Origin of the sequence: Paracoccus sp. TRP (assembly GCF_000185925.1) — a bacterium.
In the GTDB taxonomy this organism is placed as follows: Bacteria; Pseudomonadota; Alphaproteobacteria; order Rhodobacterales; family Rhodobacteraceae; genus Paracoccus; species Paracoccus kondratievae.
This window is the reverse complement of record NZ_AEPN01000008.1, coordinates 24,370-42,867: the sequence shown is the minus strand read 5'-3', so window position 1 is coordinate 42,867 and position 18,498 is coordinate 24,370. Positions and strand designations below refer to the sequence as shown.

General features: G+C 63.0%; 18 protein-coding genes. 14 read left to right on the top strand and 4 right to left on the bottom strand.

Annotated elements, in window-relative coordinates:
• The first annotated feature begins 6 nt into the window (after nucleotides 1–6).
• The 12 genes from PARACOCCUSGL_RS0106875 (at nucleotide 7) to PARACOCCUSGL_RS0106820 (ending at nucleotide 11,323) form a co-directional block, all read left to right on the top strand.
• Nucleotides 7–951 carry a LysR substrate-binding domain-containing protein gene (locus tag PARACOCCUSGL_RS0106875; RefSeq protein ID WP_010394578.1) on the top strand — a complete coding sequence of 315 codons (945 nt, stop codon included), beginning with the start codon at nucleotides 7–9 and terminating at the stop codon, nucleotides 949–951.
• 262 nt (nucleotides 952–1,213) lie between these two features.
• Nucleotides 1,214–2,065, top strand: coding sequence for a glycine betaine ABC transporter substrate-binding protein (locus PARACOCCUSGL_RS0106870; protein ID WP_010394576.1), 852 nt, complete (start codon nucleotides 1,214–1,216; stop codon nucleotides 2,063–2,065).
• Nucleotides 2,066–2,127: 62 nt separating this feature from the next.
• Nucleotides 2,128–3,183, top strand: coding sequence for a glycine betaine/L-proline ABC transporter ATP-binding protein (locus PARACOCCUSGL_RS0106865; RefSeq protein ID WP_010394573.1), 1,056 nt, complete (start codon nucleotides 2,128–2,130; stop codon nucleotides 3,181–3,183).
• A gap of 28 nt (nucleotides 3,184–3,211) precedes the next feature.
• Nucleotides 3,212–4,039, top strand: a complete 828-nt coding sequence (locus PARACOCCUSGL_RS0106860; RefSeq protein WP_010394571.1) for a proline/glycine betaine ABC transporter permease — start codon at nucleotides 3,212–3,214, stop codon at nucleotides 4,037–4,039.
• Entirely contained in the window at nucleotides 4,036–4,866 is an 831-nt protein-coding gene (locus PARACOCCUSGL_RS0106855) for a proline/glycine betaine ABC transporter permease (protein ID WP_010394569.1), read from the top strand. The genes PARACOCCUSGL_RS0106860 and PARACOCCUSGL_RS0106855 overlap by 4 nt, the downstream gene beginning before the upstream one ends.
• Before the next feature lie 104 nt (nucleotides 4,867–4,970).
• On the top strand, nucleotides 4,971–6,182 hold the full coding sequence (locus tag PARACOCCUSGL_RS0106850; RefSeq protein ID WP_010394568.1) for an MFS transporter: 1,212 nt from the start codon (nucleotides 4,971–4,973) through the stop codon (nucleotides 6,180–6,182).
• A gap of 162 nt (nucleotides 6,183–6,344) precedes the next feature.
• Nucleotides 6,345–7,568, top strand: coding sequence for a zinc metallochaperone GTPase ZigA (gene zigA, locus PARACOCCUSGL_RS0106845; protein ID WP_010394567.1), 1,224 nt, complete (start codon nucleotides 6,345–6,347; stop codon nucleotides 7,566–7,568).
• Nucleotides 7,569–7,583: 15 nt separating this feature from the next.
• Entirely contained in the window at nucleotides 7,584–8,243 is a 660-nt protein-coding gene (locus tag PARACOCCUSGL_RS0106840; protein ID WP_010394565.1) for a DUF1826 domain-containing protein, read from the top strand.
• Nucleotides 8,243–8,539 carry a DUF6525 family protein gene (locus PARACOCCUSGL_RS0106835; protein ID WP_010394563.1) on the top strand — a complete coding sequence of 99 codons (297 nt, stop codon included), beginning with the start codon at nucleotides 8,243–8,245 and terminating at the stop codon, nucleotides 8,537–8,539. The genes PARACOCCUSGL_RS0106840 and PARACOCCUSGL_RS0106835 overlap by 1 nt, the downstream gene beginning before the upstream one ends.
• Before the next feature lie 225 nt (nucleotides 8,540–8,764).
• Nucleotides 8,765–10,420: an acyl-CoA dehydrogenase family protein gene (locus PARACOCCUSGL_RS0106830; RefSeq protein ID WP_010394562.1), complete on the top strand. Its 1,656-nt coding sequence runs from the start codon at nucleotides 8,765–8,767 to the stop codon at nucleotides 10,418–10,420.
• A gap of 79 nt (nucleotides 10,421–10,499) precedes the next feature.
• Nucleotides 10,500–10,919 (top strand): META domain-containing protein, encoded by a 420-nt coding sequence (locus PARACOCCUSGL_RS0106825; RefSeq protein ID WP_010394561.1) that lies wholly within the window; start codon nucleotides 10,500–10,502, stop codon nucleotides 10,917–10,919.
• Between the two features lie 23 nt (nucleotides 10,920–10,942).
• Nucleotides 10,943–11,323, top strand: coding sequence for an META domain-containing protein (locus PARACOCCUSGL_RS0106820; protein WP_040601826.1), 381 nt, complete (start codon nucleotides 10,943–10,945; stop codon nucleotides 11,321–11,323).
• Here PARACOCCUSGL_RS0106820 and recO read toward each other — a convergent pair.
• The gene (gene recO / locus PARACOCCUSGL_RS0106815; protein ID WP_029371702.1) at nucleotides 11,292–12,020 is read right to left on the bottom strand and encodes a DNA repair protein RecO; all 729 of its coding nucleotides are present in this window, start codon (nucleotides 12,018–12,020) and stop codon (nucleotides 11,292–11,294) included. The two genes, PARACOCCUSGL_RS0106820 and recO, sit on opposite strands and share 32 nt — an antisense overlap.
• 63 nt (nucleotides 12,021–12,083) lie before the next feature.
• Between recO and PARACOCCUSGL_RS0106810 the strand changes: the two genes are divergently transcribed.
• Nucleotides 12,084–13,910, top strand: a complete 1,827-nt coding sequence (locus PARACOCCUSGL_RS0106810) for an adenine deaminase (RefSeq protein WP_010394558.1) — start codon at nucleotides 12,084–12,086, stop codon at nucleotides 13,908–13,910.
• Nucleotides 13,885–14,676 (top strand): aminoglycoside adenylyltransferase domain-containing protein, encoded by a 792-nt coding sequence (locus PARACOCCUSGL_RS0106805; RefSeq protein ID WP_010394557.1) that lies wholly within the window; start codon nucleotides 13,885–13,887, stop codon nucleotides 14,674–14,676. The genes PARACOCCUSGL_RS0106810 and PARACOCCUSGL_RS0106805 overlap by 26 nt, the downstream gene beginning before the upstream one ends.
• Nucleotides 14,677–14,680: 4 nt before the next feature.
• Here the strand turns inward: PARACOCCUSGL_RS0106805 and recF are convergent, their stop codons facing one another.
• The 3 genes from recF to dnaA form a co-directional block, all read right to left on the bottom strand.
• A complete protein-coding gene (gene recF / locus PARACOCCUSGL_RS0106800; protein WP_010394556.1) occupies nucleotides 14,681–15,757 on the bottom strand; it encodes a DNA replication/repair protein RecF in 1,077 nt (358 codons plus the stop codon).
• Nucleotides 15,754–16,872: a DNA polymerase III subunit beta gene (dnaN, locus tag PARACOCCUSGL_RS0106795; protein ID WP_010394553.1), complete on the bottom strand. Its 1,119-nt coding sequence runs from the start codon at nucleotides 16,870–16,872 to the stop codon at nucleotides 15,754–15,756. Before dnaN ends, recF begins: the two co-directional genes overlap by 4 nt.
• A gap of 92 nt (nucleotides 16,873–16,964) precedes the next feature.
• Nucleotides 16,965–18,311: a chromosomal replication initiator protein DnaA gene (dnaA, locus tag PARACOCCUSGL_RS0106790; RefSeq protein ID WP_029371701.1), complete on the bottom strand. Its 1,347-nt coding sequence runs from the start codon at nucleotides 18,309–18,311 to the stop codon at nucleotides 16,965–16,967.
• Nucleotides 18,312–18,498: the final 187 nt, after the last annotated feature.

Genomic DNA, 18,498 nt, shown 5'->3' with positions numbered 1-18,498 from the left:
GCTGCCATGCCGCCGATCAAGCGCCGCTACCTGCCTTCGCTTGGCTCATTCGCCACGTTCGAGGTGGCGGCCAAGCATCTGAGCTTTACCCTTGCTGCGCGCGAGCTGAACGTGACCCAAGGCGCGGTCAGCCAGCAAATCCGGCTGCTTGAGCGGGCGCTTGATACTGCGCTGTTCATCCGCAGGCACAATGCGTTGGAACTGACGCCCGAAGGCGCCAGCCTTTATGCGGCAGTTACAGCCGGACTTGATACGATCAGCGCCGCAGTTTCGGTTCTGACCGGCGATGAGGGACCGCGAACGGTGACCATTTCGGCCACCGACGCCATGGCCTTGTTCTGGTTGCAGCCGCTGATCGACAGTTTCCGCGCCCGCCACCCCGAGATCGGATTTGTGGTGCTGGCCTCGGATTCCGATGACACGCTGCGCAATTACTCTGAGGTGGATATCTCGTTCTTATGCGGCAACGAGCGTTGCGAGGTCGGCGAAGAGCTGCATTTCCTTTTTCAGGAAATTCCCCAGCCGGTCTGTACCCCGGCATTTCTGGCCGAACACGGACCATTTGAGGACCCCGATGCACTGAACCGCGTCAACCTGTTGCATCTGCATGACCGACATTGGAGTGCGGATGCCATCGGCTGGCAGCCGCTTGGCTGGGCAGAATGGTTCCGCGCGCAGGGCGCTGAATGGGCCAAGGCCCCTTCCAGCCTGTCGACGAACAAGGTCAGTCTGCTGATGAACGCCACGCTGCGGGGCGAGGGGGTGATGCTGGGCTGGCATCATATGGTCCGGGCGCTGATCGATGAGGGGCGGCTGACATTCGCCCACCCTGCGCCGATCACGGCGGGTCGCGGCAACTTTCTGAATTGCAAAAAGAAATCTCTGAAGCGGCCGGATGTGGCGGGGTTTGTGGAACATGTGCTGACCGTGCTGAAGGAACAGGCAGGCTGATGCCGCTGGCGGCCCGCCGTAGATTTTCTAATGCCCGACCAAAGCAAAATCTCGTTTGCTCAAGTGCCGGTGCGAATGGATAAATGAGTTTATTCAGGATGGGGGCGTCCTGACGTAAGGCCACTTCTGAACCCACCGGAAATCGCAACCCGTCTCGAAACACATGAGTCCGGGCAAAGACTGCTGCGTCGTGCGTCGTGGCAAGGGACGCCTCATGTCCGCGACCTGGACCGACAACGATCCAATCAGTGGAGGAACGAAAATGCGCAGGTTATTCAAAGCAGTCCTTGCCGGCGCGCTGGCTCTGGGGCTGGCGTCCGAAGTCATCGCTCAGGAAAAGGTGATTCGCATGGGGACCCTGTCATGGGAGGACCTGACCCCGATCACCGGCATCACCAAAAAGGTGCTTGAGGACAAAGGTTACACCGTCAAGGTGACCGAGTTTTCCGAGTGGGGCATCGCCTATGCGGCGCTGACCAAGGGCGACGTACAGATCATGGCCTCGCAGATCGACTATGTCGCCCATGACTACTGGAACCGCAACAAGAACCGGCTTGAGAAACTGTCTCCGGTTTCGCACGGGCTTTATCAGGGCATCGCGGTGCCGAAATACGTCACCATCGATTCCGTCGAAGAGCTGAATGAGAACGCCGACAAGTTCGGCGGCCGCCTCATCGGGATCGAGCCGGGAGCGGGCCTGATGCGTGAGGCATCCGATGCGATCGACGCCTATGGGCTGAAACTGCAACTGGTTGAGGGCAGCACCGCGGGCATGACCGCCGCCCTGAAATCGGCGGTGGACCGCAAGGAGTGGATCGCCGTCACCCTGTGGGAACCGACCTGGATGGCGCTGAAGTTCGACACCAGGTTCCTTGCCGATCCCAAAGGCATTTTCGCGCCGCCGCAATCCTATTACTGGATCGCGCAAAAGGGTTTTGCCGAAGCCAATCCCGAAGCGCGCGAGATCATCGGTAGCGTTTACATCCCCATCGAAGAGATCGCCCGGATAAATGCGGCGGTGAACGATGGCCAGACCATGGATCAGGCGGTTGCAGAGTGGACCGCCTCGCATGAGGACCGGCTGAAGCGCTGGGAAAGCATCAAGTCCTACTGATCCCTGCCCGGCGGCCCTTTGGCCGGGCCGCTGCGGCATCAGGAAAAAGCGACAGGGAAAACATGGAAAGCACCGAGGCTCTGATCGACTGCCAGTCGGTCTGGAAAGTGTTTGGCGACCGCAGTGACGAGGCTATTCGCGCCATCGCCGAACGCGATCTGACCAAACAGGATATCCTGCGGCAATATAACTGTGTGGTTGGTGTCTCGAACGCCTCATTACAGGTCCGCCGGGGCGAGATTTTCTGCATCATGGGCCTGTCAGGCTCGGGTAAGTCGACGCTGATCCGGCTGCTGAATCGGCTGATCGAGCCAAGTCTTGGCCGGATCATGGTCAAAGGGCGTGACATTGCCGCGCTGGACGCTGCCGAGCTGCGCCAGATGCGTGCGCGCCATATCGGCATGGTCTTTCAGTCGGTCGCCTTGTTGCCTCAGCGCACTGTGCTGGAAAACGCTGCCTTTGGGCTTGAGGTGCAGGGCGTCCCGCGAGATCAGCGCAACCGCGCTGCCGAGGCTGCGCTGGCCAAGGTCGGGCTGTCGGATTGGAAAGCGCGCTTTCCGGCTGAATTGTCGGGCGGGATGCAGCAGCGCGTCGGGCTGGCGCGCGCGCTGACCTCGGACCCCGAAATCATCCTGATGGACGAACCTTTCAGCGCGCTTGACCCGCTGATCCGGCGCCAGCTGCAGGATGAATTCCGGCAGCTGACCAAAGATCTTGGCAAATCGGCGGTCTTTATCACCCATGATCTAGATGAGGCGATCCGCATCGGCGACCGTATCGCGATCATGAAGGACGGGATCATCATCCAGACCGGCACCGCAGAAGAGATTGTGGTGAACCCCGCGGACCAATATGTCGCGGATTTCGTTGCCGGTATCTCGCGGTTGCACCTGATCCGCGCGCATTCGGTCATGCAGCCCTTGGTCCGCTGGCAGGGCGTGACGGACGGTCTGCCACGCTGTTCGCCTGATGCCGATATCGACGCGCTGATCGGTCTGATTACCAGCACGGGCAGCGATGCCGTCGCGGTAGAAGAGGGCGGCCGCCTGCTGGGCATCGTCACCATCCGCGATCTGCTGCTGGGGGTCAGGGGCGAAACCGAGGCTCGCGCGGCCTGAGCGGTTGGCCATAAAAGAGGGATTGGCCATGGAAGAACTCGTCTCGGCCTTTGATGCGCAGGTTGATAATGCGCTGTTCTGGCTTGCCGATCATGCAAGCTTTGTCTTTGATTTTTGCCGGCTCGTGCTCGAAGGGCTATATGCCGGTGTGCTTGGGCTTTTGATGCTGCCGCCCTTTTATGTCATCGCTGCCCTTGCCGGGTTGCTGGCCTGGCGGGTGCTGGGACTGGTTCCCGGAGTGGTCACGGCCGCAGCACTCGCGCTTTGCGCAGCGATGATGCTATGGCCCGAAACCATGAGCACGCTTGCGCTGGTCATTGCGGCCACCGTTATCGCGCTGGCGACTGGCCTGCCGTTGGGCGTGCTGGCCGGACTGCTGCCGCGGCTGGAAAAGCTGCTGACCCCGGCACTGGATCTGGTTCAGACCCTGCCGCCCTATATCTACCTGCTGCCCTCGATTGCGCTTTTGGGCTATGGGCCGGCAACAGCGCTTATTGCCACGGTGATCGTGGCCATGCCTCCGGCGATCCGCCTGACGGCACTGGGTATCCGCCAGACCCCGCGCGAGTTCATCGAGCTTGGCCATGCAACAGGCGTGACGCCCTTGCAGATGTTCTTGAAAATCCGGTTGCCCTTTGCCGTACCCTCGATCATGGCCGGAGTTAACCAAAGCCTGATGATGGCCTTTGGCATGGTGGTCATCGCGGGAATCGTCGGTTCGGGCGGGCTTGGCGAAACCATCTATGGCGCCATCCGCACGCTGGATATTGCCACCTCGATCAACGCATCGATTGCCATCGTGGTGCTGACGATGGTGCTGGACCGTGTGACCCAGGCTGCAGCGAGGACGAAATGAGTTTCAATCCCGGAGCCTTTCTGGCACCCGCTGTCGATTGGCTGAACGCCAGCTTTCACCCGTTTTTCGCGCTGATAACCCAGGTGATCGAGGCGGTGCTAAGCGCCATCGAGGCGGCCTTTCTGGCCTTGCCGCCTGCGGGGCTTGTTGCAGCGGTTGTGGTGCTGGCCGCTATGGCCGCCGGGCTGCGGGTAGCAGTCCTTGCAGGGTGCTGCCTTGGCTTTTGCTGGCTGACCGGGCTGTGGCAGGCCTCGATGCAGACCATCGCGCTGGTCCTTGTAGCGGTGCTGATCGCGGTCGCCATCGCCTTTCCTCTGGGCATCATTGCGGCGCGCCGGCCGGGGGTCGAGGCGGCACTGCGTCCGATCCTTGATGTCATGCAGACCGTGCCGCCATGGGTCTATCTGATCCCGGCCGTGATGATCTTCAGCCTTGGGCGGGTGCCTGCGATCATCGCCACCATCGTTTACGGCATTCCACCGATGCTGCGTCTGACCACTCTGGCGTTCCGCACTGTGCCAAACGATCTGAAAGAACTTGGTCAGGCGATCGGCGCCAAACCCCGCGCGATCCTGTGGAAGATCGAATTTCCCGCGGCTCGGCCTACTTTGCTTGTCGGTCTGAACCAATGCATCCTTCTGTCCCTTGCCATGGTCGTGCTGGCCGGGCTGGTCGGAGCGGGCGGTCTGGGCGCCGAGGTGACGCGCGGCCTGACGCGGATGGAGATGGGGCTGGGCCTGCGCGCCGGCCTTGCAATCGTCGCGGTGGCGGTCCTGCTTGACCGGTTGTCGCGCGGGGCGCTGGATCGGCAAAGAAAGGGCGCATAAGCCTTTGGGCTCTTGCGAAGCGGGGCGATTGTGGCATCAGATAGGCGCAGAATCGGCCTGACCATCGCCGTATTCTCTCTGAAAAAAAGCCCAGGATCGTCGTAATGACTAGCGCTACGCTGACCGCCGCCCCCCGGGCCAGAACCCATGTGACCGTGCTGCTGGTTCTGGGTCTGGCGCATTTGCTGAACGACCTGATGCAATCGCTGATCCCTGCCGCCTATCCGATCCTGAAGGCCGAGCACGGGTTGTCGCTTACGCAGATCGGCATGATCACCATGACCTTTCAGATCGCGGGCTCATTGTTGCAGCCGGTGATCGGGATGGTGACCGACCGCCACCCGGCCCCCTATTCGCCGGTGGCAGGGATGATGTTCACCCTGTCGGGACTGGTTAGTCTTGCCTATGCCCATAGCTATCAGATCATCCTGATTTCAGTGGCGCTGATCGGCATCGGCTCGTCGATCTTTCACCCCGAGGCGACGCGCATGGCCCGTTACGCCGCAGGCGGGCGGCAGGGCTTTGCGCAGGGCATCTTTCAGGTTGGCGGACAGGCGGGCGGGGCCCTGGGCCCGGTCTTTGCCGCGCTGATCATCGTACCCTGGGGGCAGCCGAGCCTTGCGATCTTTGCGGTTGCTGCCCTGATCGCGATGATGATGCTGGTCTGGATCGGCAGCCGCCAGCGCGAGATCAGCGCCGAATTCGTCGCCAACAGGGCGGCGACGAAAAGGGGTGCCACCCCCCAGGCCCATTACGCCCCCCTGACCATCGGGATCGGGCTTGTGGTGCTGACGCTGCTGATGTTTTCCAAGAACGCCTATAACGAAAGCTTCCGTTCGTTCTATACCTTCTACCTGATGGATCGCTTTGGCCTGTCGATCCGGTCGTCGCAGATGATGCTTTTCATCTTTCTGCTGGCCTCGGCGGTGGGGGCGCTGGTTGGTGGCATCATCGGCGACCGTATCGGCCGCTATCGCATCATCTGGATTTCGGTGCTGGGACCCCTGCCACTGACCCTGATCCTGCCTTATGCTGATCTTTTCTGGACCGGAGTGCTGACGGTCGCGATCAACCTGATCATGGCAAGCGCTTTCGCCTCGATCCTGATCTATGCGATGGAGCTGATGCCGGGTCGGATCGGTCTGATCGGCGGGCTGTTTTATGGGCTGAACTTTGGCCTTGGCGGGATCGCGGCGGCGATTCTGGGTACGCTTGCCGACAGCTATGGGGTCGGGACAGTCTATCAGCTGTGTTCGTTCCTGCCTCTGGCCGGGCTGCTGGCCTGGTTCCTGCCAAAGATCGACGAGGGGCGCTGACCGTCCAAGGCGGGCCTTTCCTCAGATCCTGACCCGGTGACCGGTCGGCGTTCTGCGGCCGGGCTCAGGGATTTTTGCATCATGTGATCGCTGCAAGGGGATTGCGGTCGGTGGCGTTTGCCTCTAATAAGAAATGTAATAACATTACATAAAGAGGACGCCATGCCGACCAGCCAGCATTCTGGCGATGCCCGCCTGCCTGTCACCGTCCTGTCCGGCTTTCTGGGGGCGGGCAAGACCACGCTTCTGAACCATGTCCTGAACAATCGTGAGGGCCGCCGCGTCGCTGTCATCGTCAATGACATGTCCGAGGTGAACATTGACGCCGATCTGGTCCGCGACGGCGCCGAACTGAACCGCGCCGAAGAACGGCTGGTCGAGATGACCAACGGCTGCATCTGCTGCACCCTGCGCGATGACCTGCTGGTCGAGGTCCGCCGACTGGCCAGTGAAGGCCGTTTTGACTACCTGCTGATCGAGGGGACCGGCATTGCCGAACCGCTGCCCGTTGCCGCCACCTTTGATTTCCGCGACGAGAACGGCGACAGTCTGTCGGACGTGGCGCGGCTGGATACCATGGTGACCGTGGTTGATGCCGTGAACTTGACCAAAGACTTCTCCAGCCATGATTTTCTTGCTGACCGGGGCGAGACGCTGGGCGATCAGGACAATCGAACCTTGGTCGACTTGCTGACCGACCAGATCGAATTTGCCGATGTGGTGGTGCTGAACAAGGTCAGCGATGCGGGGCCGGTACGGCTGGATCAGGCGCGCAAGATCGTGCGGGCGCTGAACCCTGACGCAAGGCTGATCGAGACGGATTTCAGCCGCGTGGCTGCGGACGCGATCTTTGACACCGGCCTGTTCGATTTCGACCGGGCGCATATGCATCCGATGTGGGCCAAAGAGCTTTACGGCTTTGCCGATCATGTGCCCGAAACCGAGGAATACGGCATCTCATCCTTTGTCTATCGCGCGCGGCGGCCATTCGATCCGCAACGTATCTATCGGGTGCTCAACGGTGATTTGCCGGGGGTGATCCGGGCAAAAGGGCATTTCTGGATCGCTTCGCGCCCCGATTGGGCGGCTGAATTCAGCCTTGCCGGCGCGATGTCCAGTGTGACGCCGCTTGGGGCATGGTGGGCCTCGGTTCCGCGGGAGCGCTGGCCCGTGCATCCCGACAGCCTGTCCGAACTGACGCGGAACTGGCAGGACCCGTGGGGCGACCGTCGACAAGAGCTGGTCTTTATCGGTGCGGGCATGGACCCGGTGGCAATCACCCGTGCGCTCGACGGTGCACTGGTCGAGGATGAGGGCTTTATTCCCGAAGCATGGGCCGATCTGCCTGATCCCTTTCCGCAATGGGGCCAGCGCCGTGTCGCTTGAAAACAGGGCTCGAGCATGACGGAATCCACGCTGCATTCGCTGCGCACCTCCGCGCTGGTCGAGGCCCGTATGATCGCCGAATCCCCGAATGGGCTGATCTTGCCGCGGGTCGCCGATGCGGGGATCGGGGCGGCAATCTGGCGGCGCAGCCTGTCGCCCGGCTTTGCCCGCTGGGTTGATGAGATCCCTTTGGAGCAACTGCCCGCCCTGCGGTCGGTGGTTGAGCTGCGTTCGGTGGAAAGTGCTGTTCATACCGCCTGTGACATTTCTGGCCTGCCGCGGGGTGAGATGCGCGATCTGTTCGCCGGCGACATCGCGGCGCTGGCACTGGTCTTTGCCCAGGTGGCGGCTAGCCCGGTGCTGCATCTGCGGCTTGAGGCGGTGACGACGGACGCCTGCCGCCGCTATCACATCGACCGGATGCCGTCGCGGCTGGTCTGTAGCTATCGCGGGCCGGGGACGCAGTTCGCGCGTGAGGACGCCGAGGGCAATATCATCCCTGTCACCAGGATGAAAAGCGGAGAGGTGGCGATCATGCGCGGCACTCTTTGGCCGGGAGAGGAGGTGACGCGGCTTTTGCACCGCTCTCCGCCGATCAAGGGCACCGGACAGGCGCGGCTGTTTCTGGCACTTGATCCGGCGATAGACCCTGATGACAGGCGGCGACTGCACTGATGCGCGCCAATCTTGCTACCTCGCTGCGCCGCCGTCGCAGGTCCTGCCCGATTGCGCAATACGACCGCCTGCCGCCGGAATTGCGCCGCTGGCTGGCGCAGGCGGCGCTGCCATGGAGTCCGGTGTCAGCCCTGCGCCTGTGGCAAAAGATCCTGTCCGAAACCGCAGGCGATGTCGAAGCCGCGCGCCGTCGCCTTGATCAGATCGAGGCGCGGATGTTGATGAAGGACGCGCCCCACATCTGGGGCACGCCTCTGCCCGCCAACACGGCCCCGGTCCCATTCGTGGGTCAATAGACCCGGCATGGTTCTGAGCAGCGAGTTCGACCGCTTATCTGCCAGATAAAGCGTATTGGTCCCGGGCAAGGCTTGGCATGGGGTGGAATCGTCCAGTTCTTCTGATGTGCAGACTGAAATTATAAGGGTCATTTTAGTTCGTATTTGGCTGTATGGGCGCATGATAGTTGCGCTGCGACTGCAAAGGCGCTAGTCATGCCGCAACGCCGCATGATGGAGTCTGCCATGAAGGACCTGCCCGCGATGCCAGCTGATACGCCTTCTGCCCTGCTTGCCCTTGCCGAGGGGGCGCTGCCCGAACTCGAATCGCTGCAATCCCACGCCATCGAGGCGCTGCGGGCGCTGGTCGCGCCTTCGGGCAAGCCTGATCCCGCCCTGCTTGAGCGGCACCAGCATGCGGCCCATGCGGCCTCATGGCTTGCGACCTATATCGAATCGCTGCGGCAGCTTACCGGCTGGGCGGGCCGTCTGGCGCAGGCAGGCGGGTTCGGTCGCGTCGAGGCGCTGATTCTGCAAATCGGCATGGGCGAATACCTGACCCAGATCGCCGGTGGCATCCCGATGAGCCAGACCGAATTTGCCCGTCTGTCGGACCTTGGGCTGGACTGGCAGCCGGGCGAGGCGTTGCGCACGCTGATGGGTGGCAATACCGCCCCGGCACGGGCCGAGCTTGCGCGGCTGATGCAGGACAATCACGGCCGCGCCACCTTTGGGGCCACCGGACTTGATGAGGATCTGGAAATGATCCGCGATCAGTTCCGTCGCTATGCCGAAGACCGGGTGATCCCGAACGCCCATGACTGGCACCTCAAGGACCAGCTGATCCCGATGGAGATCATTCAGGAACTGGCCGAGCTTGGCGTCTTTGGCCTGACCATTCCCGAAGAATTCGGCGGGCTTGGCCTGTCGAAAGCCTCGATGGTGGTGGTGACCGAGGAACTGTCGCGCGGCTATATCGGCGTGGGCAGCCTTGGCACCCGCAGCGAGATCGCTGCCGAACTGATCCTTTGCGGTGGCACGGATGAGCAAAAGGCGAAATGGCTGCCTAAGCTTGCCTCGGGCGAGGTGCTGTCCACTGCGGTCTTTACCGAACCGAACACCGGCAGCGACCTTGGCAGCCTGCGCACCCGGGCGGTCAGGGACGGCGATGACTGGGTGATCACCGGCAACAAAACCTGGATCACCCATGCGCAGCGCACCCATGTCATGACGCTGCTGGCCCGGACCGAGCCCGACACAAGCGATTGGCGCGGCCTGTCGATGTTCTTGGCCGAGAAAGTGCCGGGCACTGACGACGATCCATTCCCGACCCCCGGCATGACCGGAGGCGAGATCGAGGTGCTCGGCTATCGCGGCATGAAGGAATACGAACTGGGCTTTGACGGTTTCCGCGTGAAGGGCGAGAACCTGCTGGGCGGCGTGCCCGGGCGCGGCTTCAAGCAGTTAATGGAGACCTTTGAATCCGCGCGCATCCAGACCGCCGCCCGTGCGGTCGGCGTTGCGCAATCGGCCTGCGAGATTGGCATGCAATATGCCCTTGATCGCAAGCAGTTCGGCAAATCGCTGATCGAGTTTCCCCGTGTTTCCGACAAGCTGGCGATGATGGCGGTCGAAATCATGATCGCCCGGCAGCTGACCTATTTCAGTGCATGGGAAAAGGATCATGGGCGGCGCTGCGATCTTGAGGCGGGCATGGCCAAGCTGCTTGGCGCGCGCGTTGCCTGGGCAGCGGCGGATAATGCGCTGCAAATCCACGGCGGGAACGGCTTTGCGTTGGAATATGCGATCAGCCGGGTGCTGTGCGACGCACGTATCCTGAATATCTTTGAAGGAGCGGCCGAGATACAGGCACAGGTTATTGCACGCAGGTTACTCGACTAGGATGAATTTCCCCCTGCGGCTGGACAGACGGGGCCGTTAAGGCATTATGGCGCCAACGTGACCTGATGGAGCTGCCCATATGACCCGTATCCCGATGATTGCTGTGGCGACCGCCGCCCTCTTTGGCCTGGCTGCTTGTGAGCCGACGACCCCTCCGACCCCCGGCGCGAATATCCCCGCCGGTCCCTATGTGCTGGTCGGGATCGGTGCAGATACCGTGCCGCAGCGTAACGTCGACCTGACCATTGCAGCGGATGGCTCGATCTCGGGGCGGGCGCCTTGCAACCACTACTCGGCCAGCCAGACGGCCGAACCGCCGGCCTTTGCCGTTGGGCCGCTGACCACCACCCGGATGGCCTGTTCGGGCAATGCCGGCCGGCTTGAGTCGCGCTATCTGCAGGCGCTTTCGGCTGCGAATGGCATCACCTATGAAGGCGGCGTGCTGACGATCAAAGGGCCGACCTATCTGACCTTTGAGCCCGGCTACCGCAAGGAATGACGGTCCCGCCGAAAGCAAGCATGATGCGTAAACTGATCCCCGCCGTCCTGCTGGTGCTGGCGGCCTGTAGCGGCGATTCGGATAAGGCCAAGATCCCCGGCGAATACACTCTGGTCGCCATCGAGGGGGTCGAGGTCTCGGGCACACCCAGCCTGAATATCGGCGAGGACGGGGCTGTTTCGGGTCAGGGCCCGTGCAACATGTTTACCGGCCAGAACCGCGCTGAACTACCGGCGCTGGATCTTGGGGCACTGGCGACCACCCGTCGCGCTTGCCTGCAGGAAGGAGGCGAGGGTGCCTTTTTCAAGGCGCTTGGCGCGGTACGCGAGGCCCGGCGCGACGGGGATGAGCTGGTGATGACCGGCCCCGATGTCACCATCCGTTGGCGGGTGGCGACGCAGTAAGACGCGCAACCAGGCGGGCGCGGGCAGGCGGCAATGGCTTGCCCGCGTGAACTTCGGCCAGCCGGGTGGCGAGGAAATGCCCGGTAACTGCCAGTGCATCGGCCAGCCCGCCATTTCCTTGCCCGCCAAGCATCGCGGGCAGCGGTAAAAGGCGCGGCGCCCATTCCCCCGCAGCCTGCGCCGAAACTGCGCGACCCGAACGCGGGCTGACATAGGCCAGTCCCTGACGTGCGCCCGTCACCGCGCAGCTTGTCAGGTCAAGGCCAAAGCCCAGCTCGTCGAGCAGGCGCATTTCCCAATGCAGATAGACCTCGGCCCAGTCACTGCCCGCGTCGATCAGGTCAAGCAAAGCCTCGGTCGCATCGGCAAGCCGGGGATGAGGGTCGCGTTCGGGCAGGGCATAGGCAAGCAGGGCCGTGACCGCATTCACCCCGGCCAGTGCATCGGCCCCGTTCAGCAGGCCCGGCCTCGCCCGCGCGGGTTCGACGCTGAAAGTGCCCAGCTGATCCTCTAGCCGGGCGCGCCAGCGCAGGCTGATGCGGTTGCCCGGTTGCAGCATTGCGGCGCGGCGTGCACTCGCCCCGCCCGGCACAAGGCCCCGGATCAGCCCTGCCTCACGCGTCAGCACGGTCAGGATCACGGCATTTTCGCCGTGCCTTTGCTGTGTCATCACGCTGGCTTCGCCGCTCCATTCCATCATGCCGCCTTTCCTTCTGCGCTACCCTGCCGCAATCTGGGGGCGACTAACAAGGAGACAGGCATGTTGAAACCGTGGATCGAGGCTCAGGCCCGGCTGGTCGAGGTGGCGGCGGGGCGTGCGCCCGCGGATCTGGTGATCCGGGGCGGAAAATGGGTCAACGTCCACACGCGCGAGGTGATCCCCGATACAGATATTGCCGTGGCCGATGGGCGGGTGGCCTATGTCGGCCCCGACGCAAGCCCCTCGATCGGGCCCGGAACACAGGTGATCGGGGCCGGTGGGCGATTCATGGTGCCGGGGCTTATCGACGCCCATATGCATGTCGAATCGGGGATGCTGACGCCCGCAGGCTTTGCCGCAGCAGTGATCCCGCATGGTACGACAACGATTTTCCACGACCCGCACGAGATCGCCAATGTGCTGGGTCTGGAAGGTGTGCGGCTGATGCGCGACGAATCGCTGTTGCAGCCGATCAGCATGTTCACCCAGATGCCAAGCTGCGCGCCCTCGGCTCCGGGGCTTGAGACGACGGGCCAGCCGATTACCGAAGGTGAGGTCGCGCAGGCGATGGGATGGGAAGGCATCATCGGTCTGGGCGAGATGATGAACTTTCCCGGTGTCGCCTCGGGCGACCGGCAGATGCTGGCCGAGATCGCCGCCACCCGCGCCGCCGGCAAGACGGTTGGCGGCCATTACGCCAGCCCCGATCTGGGACGGCCCTTTCATGCCTATGTCGCGGGCGGCGCCAATGACGATCACGAGACGACGACCGAGGCGCAGGGGATCGCCCGCGTGCGTCAGGGTATGGGATGCATGATGCGGCTTGGCTCGGCCTGGTATGATGTGGAAAGCCAGATCACCGCGATCACTGAAAAGGGACTGGATCCACGCTTTTTCATCCTGTGCACCGATGACAGCCATTCCGGCACGCTGGTAAACGACGGGCATATGAACCGGGTTGTGCGCCATGCGATTGATTGCGGCTGCGACCCCCTGATCGCCATCCAGATGGCGACCATCAACAGCGCCAGCCACTTCGGTCTGGAGCGTGAACTGGGCAGTATCACCCCCGGACGTCGGGCGGATGTGATCCTGACCTCGGACCTGCACAGCCTGCCGGTCGAGGCGGTGATTGCGCAAGGGCAGCTGGTCGCCGAAGACGGCCGCCTGCTGGTTGACTGCCCGCGCATCGACTGGCCCGAGACAGCGCGCCAATCGGTGCATCTGGGCAAGACCATCGCGGCTGCGGATTTTGAGGTCCGCGCCCAGGGCGACAGCGCGCTTGTCCGCGTGATCGGCGTGGTCGAAAATCAGGCCCCGACCCGCGCGTTGACCGCCGAACTGCCGATCCGCGAAGGGGTGATCGAGCCAGAGGGCGGGACCTGTCACATCGCGCTGGTCGAGCGTCATCGCGGCACCGGCGGGGTGGTGAACGGGTTTGTCTCGGGCTTTGGCTATCAAGGACGGATGGCGGTGGCCTCGACCGTGGCGCATGACAGCCATCACATGATCGTCGTCGGCACATGCCGCGAGAACATGGCGGCGGCGGCCAATCATCTGGCCCGCATCGGCGGCGGCGTCACGGTGTTCCGCGACGGTGCCGAGCTGGCAAGCGTGGCCTTGCCCATCGCCGGCCTCATGTCCGACCGTCCAGCGCCCGAAATGGCCGATGCCGCGCAAGGGATCGTCAAGGCCATGCAGGATTGCGGCTGTACGTTGAACAACGCCTATATGCAGCATTCGCTGCTGGCGCTGGTGGTGATCCCCGAGCTGCGGATCTCGGACCTTGGGATTGTGGATGTCACCCGTTTTGAGCTGGTCGATCTGGTGGTCGGCGATGCAGAGGCCAGCGCCTGGGCGGATGCAGACTGTGCTGACAAGCCTTGATGCCCGGTCGCGCCAGCAGGTCCTGACCCTGATGTCGCGGCTGGGAGAGGCTTTGGGTCCGGATCTGCTGGCGCTTTACCTGCATGGCTCGGCGGTTGCTCAGGGGCTTAGACCCAATAGTGACGTCGACCTGCTTGGCGTCCTGAAGCGCAGCCTGACCGAAAAGCAGCGCAGGGCATTGCTGTCATCCCTGCTGGATCTTTCGGCCAGCTATCCGGCCCCACCGGGTGGGCCGCGTTGTCTTGAGGTGATCTTTTTCGCCAAGCCTGACCTTGCCGGTCTGAGGTTTCACGCGCAGGCTGACTTTGTCTATGGCGAGTGGTTGCGCGATGGGTTCCGTGCGGGCAGGCTGCCCACTCCTGAAAGGGACGCGGAATATACGCTGATCCTTGCGCAGGCGCGGCAAGAGGCCCTGCCGCTGATCGGCCCCGAAGCCAACGCGCTGCTGCCCGAGGTTAAAGCAGATGCCATCCGGGCGGCGATGGGTGACTTGCTGCCGGGGCTGCTTTCGGCTCTGCAGGACGATACCCGGAATGTGCTTTTGACATTGGCGCGGATGTGGCGAACGGCCCGAACGGGGGATTTTCTTTCAAAAGACCGCGCGGCGGTTTGGGCGATCAGGCAGCTTGCCTCTGCTGATGCCGAAATGCTCGATCATGCCAGACGGGCTTATCTGGGCGAGGCCGTGGACGACTGGCGCGGACATTATGACATCGCGCACGATCTGGCCCAGCGGCTGGCGGACGAGGTGAAGGCCGCACTTTAGCGCGTCAGCTTTCGGTCAGATGCGAGGTGTCACCCTCGCGCGTGACTGCAAGGAATTGTGCCCGGCTGCGCAGGGCCTCGAACAATTCCGGGCCGGTGCCGGTCAGCCAGGCCTGGGCGCGCAATGCGCAAATCTCATCATAAAGCGCGGCGCGGCGGTCAGCGTCGAGATGGGCCGCGACCTCATCCAGCAGCAGGACCGGACTTTCCCCGGCCAGTGCCCGGGCATTGGCGAGGATCAGTGACAACAGCAGCGCCTTTTGCTCGCCGGTCGAGGACAGGGCGGCGGGCATCTCCTGTGGTCCCCAATATGCGCCAAGATCGGCGCGATGCGGGCCGGTCAGCGTGCGGCCTGCGGCCATGTCGCGGCTGCGCCCTTCCGCAAGTCGGGCGGCAATAGCGTCGGGATCGGTGTCGCAGCCATGCCCCTCACCCGCAAGCAGGGTCAGGCGGGCCGCGGGAAAGGCGGTCTCGGCCCCCTTTTGCGCGGCCATGATCCGGTCGATCGCATCCAGCCGGTTGCGGGTTACTGTTGCACCGGTCTCTGCCATCTGTGTCTCAAGCGCGCGATACCAGGCGGCATCGCGTATCCCTTCACGCAGCAGGCGATTACGTTCGCGCATAGCCTTTTCATAGCCAAGCGCATCTTCGGCATGCGAGGGTGTAAAGCTAAGCGTCACCCGATCAAGAAACCGGCGCCGCTGTTCGGGTGCCTCGGTCCACAGCCGGTCCATGGCAGGGGTCAGCCAGATCACCCGCATCAGACGGCCAAGCGCAAGCTGGGTCGCGGGCTTGTCGTTGATCACCACCTCGCGGGGTTGGCCGGGCAGGGCGCGGGTCAGGACCTGATGATCCCCGATTCCGGCACGGATCTGCCAGCCGATTTCCGGCCCTTTACGGGCCTGATCACCGGGCGCCACGCCACGCATACCCCGACCGGGCGAGAGCATCGAGATTGCTTCAAGGATATTGGTCTTGCCTGCCCCGTTGGGTCCGTGGATGGCAACGGGGCGGTGGTCGGCCTCGATTTCCAGCCTGGCCCAGCTGCGAAACTGGGACAGGTGCAGGCGGGCCAGCGTCACACGCGCATCGGCATGACGACATAAACGGCTGAGGTATCCCCGCCTTCGCGGATCAGCGCCGCGTCGCCCGAGCCGTTGAACAGAAAGACGGCGTTCTCACGTTCGATCTGGCTGGCGATCTCGTGCAGGTATTTGGCGTTAAACCCGATTTCCAGCGGTTCGTCGCCATAGGCAACCGGCAGCTCTTCTTCGGCGGCACCGGCGTCGGGCGCATTGACCGACAGGATCAGCCGGTCCTCGTCCAGCGACAGCTTGACCGCGCGCGAACGTTCGCTGCTGACCGTTGCCACGCGGTCCACCGCGCGTGCAAAGTCACTGGCATCAACCTCAAGCTTGCGGGCGTTCGAGGCGGGAATCACCCGGCTATAGTCGGGGAACGTGCCGTCGATGACCTTTGAGGTCAGCGTGATGGTCGGAGTCGCAAAGCGCACCTTGGTCTCGCTGACCGAGACGGCGATATCAGCTTCGTCATCCTCAAGCAGCTTGCGCAGCTCGGCCACGGTCTTGCGCGGCACGATCACGCCGGGCATCTCATCGGCACCGGCGGGCAGCGGAGCGTCGATCCGGGCCAGCCGGTGACCATCGGTCGCCACGCAACGCAGGCTGGGACCATCCTCGGTCTGGGCGACATGCATGAAGACGCCGTTCAGATAATAGCGGGTTTCCTCGTTCGAGATCGCGAATTTCGACTTGTCGAACAGGCGGCGCAGCACGGCCGCAGGGGCCGAGAAATTGGCGCTGTATTCCGACGAGGACATGACCGGAAAATCCTCGCGCGGGAGGGTGGCGAGGCTGAAGTTCGACCGTCCTGCCTGCACCGAGAGCCGCGCCGAGGTCGAGTCAAGGCTGACCTGAACCAGCGATCCGTCGGGCAGTTTCCGGGCAATGTCGTTCAGCATCCCGGCCGAGACGGTGGTCGCGCCCGGCCGCTCGACCTGCGCGGCGGCGCGGTCCACAATCTCGGTATCCAGATCGGTGGCGCGAAAGCTCACACCCTCGGGCGTTGCCTCGATCAGCACGTTGGCGAGGATCGGAATGGTATTGCGCCTTTCGACGACGGACTGGGCCTGGGATACGGCCTTCACCAGATCGGCACGTTCGATCGAGAATTTCATGGTCCACCCTTAATATCTTCAGGCCATTTTCCGCATCTTTCGTCGCGGGGCGCCAATGTGGCACAATTCCGCGTCGGGTCAAGCAGATGCGTTCAGGCCTCTAGCAAACGGCGCAGCAGGTCGATGTCCTCGGCAAGGCTGCGGTCCGCGCTGCGCAATTCCTCGATCTTTTTCACGCCATGCATGATGGTGGTGTGATCGCGCCCGCCAAAGCGGCGCCCGATTTCCGGCAGGCTGCGCGAGGTCATCTGTTTAGCCAGATACATGGCGATCTGCCGCGGCCGGGCGACTGTACGCACCCGCTTGGGGCCGATCATATCCGCAAGGCGGATGTTGTAATGCTCGGCCACCTTGCGCTGGATTTCCTCAATCGAGACCTTGCGATCATTGGCGCGCAGGATGTCGGCAAGGCATTCCTGCGCCATGTCCAGGTTGATCTCGCGCCCCATCAGGCTGGCAAAGGCGAATAGCCGCTGCAGCGCGCCTTCAAGCACGCGGACATTCGAGGTGATACGATGGGCCAGAAACTCCAGCACGCCCGGCGCGATCTGCAGGCCCGGATATTGGTTGCGGAACGATTCGGTCTTGCTTTGCAGGATGCCCAGCCGCAGCTCGTAATCGGTCGGGTGCAGGTCCACGACCAGACCGCATTGCAGGCGCGACTTGATACGCTCTTCCATGTCCTTGATCTCGCCCGGGGCGCGGTCGGCCGAGATGACGATTTGCTTGCCCTGATCGACCAGGGTATTGAAAGTGTGGAAGAATTCTTCCTGCGTGGAATCCTTGCCGGCGATAAACTGCACATCATCGACCATCAGAACCGAGACGGTGCGAAACAGCTCCTTAAAGTCCATCACGGTGCGGTCGCGCAGCGCCTGCACAAAGCGGTACATGAACTGTTCAGCCGAGAGATAAAGTACCCGCGCTTCGGGGCGGCGGACCTGAATTTCACGCGCGATGGCGTGCATCAGGTGGGTCTTGCCCAGCCCGACGCCGCCATAAAGAAACAGCGGGTTAAAAGTCACCGGGCCGCCTTCGGCCACGCGGCGCGCGGCGGCATGGGCCAGCTCGTTCGGCTTGCCGACGACGAAATTTTCAAAGGTAAAGCGGCTGTCGAGCGGTGCGGTCAGCTCTTCGTCGCTTTGGGTGCGGGGCTGTGACGGGCGCTTGACCGCAGGGGCAGCGGCTTGCCGGGCGGTCTGGCTGCGCGTCTCGAACTGCAGCCGCTGCACCGGGCCACCCATACGGTCGAGCACCTTGAGGATGTCGTCGCTGTAGTGACGCGAAACCCAGTCGGACAGGAAACGGGTCGGGCTGGCGATGGTGGCGGTGCCGTCCTCGACGCCGGTCAGACGCAGAGGCTCGATCCAGGTCGAGAAACAGTCGGCTCCGACGATCTTCTGAAGTTCTTCACGCGCCTGCCCCCAAAGTCTGTCCATCTCGCCCAGTTCCGTCTCTTGTCCCCACATGCCGCCGGCATTTTCCGGCGTGAGACGATTCAAAGCCGCACCTGAACGCATGAAATCCGGCAACAAAAGACCCCCGCCGCCAAGGCGACGTATGGGCCGTCAGGCGGCCGGAACTTCCAGACACGCAACGCATACCGGTGGCAGCCGGCTTGCGCAT

Bases quoted from the DNA above. Each gene is read 5' to 3' on its own strand.
- PARACOCCUSGL_RS0106875 (WP_010394578.1), top strand. From the start codon at position 7: ATGCCGCCGATCAAGCGCCGCTACCTGCCTTCGCTTGGCTCATTCGCC.
- PARACOCCUSGL_RS0106870 (WP_010394576.1), top strand. From the start codon at position 1,214: ATGCGCAGGTTATTCAAAGCAGTCCTTGCCGGCGCGCTGGCTCTGGGG.
- PARACOCCUSGL_RS0106865 (WP_010394573.1), top strand. From the start codon at position 2,128: ATGGAAAGCACCGAGGCTCTGATCGACTGCCAGTCGGTCTGGAAAGTG.
- PARACOCCUSGL_RS0106860 (WP_010394571.1), top strand. From the start codon at position 3,212: ATGGAAGAACTCGTCTCGGCCTTTGATGCGCAGGTTGATAATGCGCTG.
- PARACOCCUSGL_RS0106855 (WP_010394569.1), top strand. From the start codon at position 4,036: ATGAGTTTCAATCCCGGAGCCTTTCTGGCACCCGCTGTCGATTGGCTG.
- PARACOCCUSGL_RS0106850 (WP_010394568.1), top strand. From the start codon at position 4,971: ATGACTAGCGCTACGCTGACCGCCGCCCCCCGGGCCAGAACCCATGTG.
- zigA (WP_010394567.1), top strand. From the start codon at position 6,345: ATGCCGACCAGCCAGCATTCTGGCGATGCCCGCCTGCCTGTCACCGTC.
- PARACOCCUSGL_RS0106840 (WP_010394565.1), top strand. From the start codon at position 7,584: ATGACGGAATCCACGCTGCATTCGCTGCGCACCTCCGCGCTGGTCGAG.
- PARACOCCUSGL_RS0106835 (WP_010394563.1), top strand. From the start codon at position 8,243: ATGCGCGCCAATCTTGCTACCTCGCTGCGCCGCCGTCGCAGGTCCTGC.
- PARACOCCUSGL_RS0106830 (WP_010394562.1), top strand. From the start codon at position 8,765: ATGAAGGACCTGCCCGCGATGCCAGCTGATACGCCTTCTGCCCTGCTT.
- PARACOCCUSGL_RS0106825 (WP_010394561.1), top strand. From the start codon at position 10,500: ATGACCCGTATCCCGATGATTGCTGTGGCGACCGCCGCCCTCTTTGGC.
- PARACOCCUSGL_RS0106820 (WP_040601826.1), top strand. From the start codon at position 10,943: ATGCGTAAACTGATCCCCGCCGTCCTGCTGGTGCTGGCGGCCTGTAGC.
- recO (WP_029371702.1), bottom strand. From the start codon at position 12,020: ATGGAATGGAGCGGCGAAGCCAGCGTGATGACACAGCAAAGGCACGGC.
- PARACOCCUSGL_RS0106810 (WP_010394558.1), top strand. From the start codon at position 12,084: ATGTTGAAACCGTGGATCGAGGCTCAGGCCCGGCTGGTCGAGGTGGCG.
- PARACOCCUSGL_RS0106805 (WP_010394557.1), top strand. From the start codon at position 13,885: ATGCAGACTGTGCTGACAAGCCTTGATGCCCGGTCGCGCCAGCAGGTC.
- dnaN (WP_010394553.1), bottom strand. From the start codon at position 16,872: ATGAAATTCTCGATCGAACGTGCCGATCTGGTGAAGGCCGTATCCCAG.
- dnaA (WP_029371701.1), bottom strand. From the start codon at position 18,311: ATGGACAGACTTTGGGGGCAGGCGCGTGAAGAACTTCAGAAGATCGTC.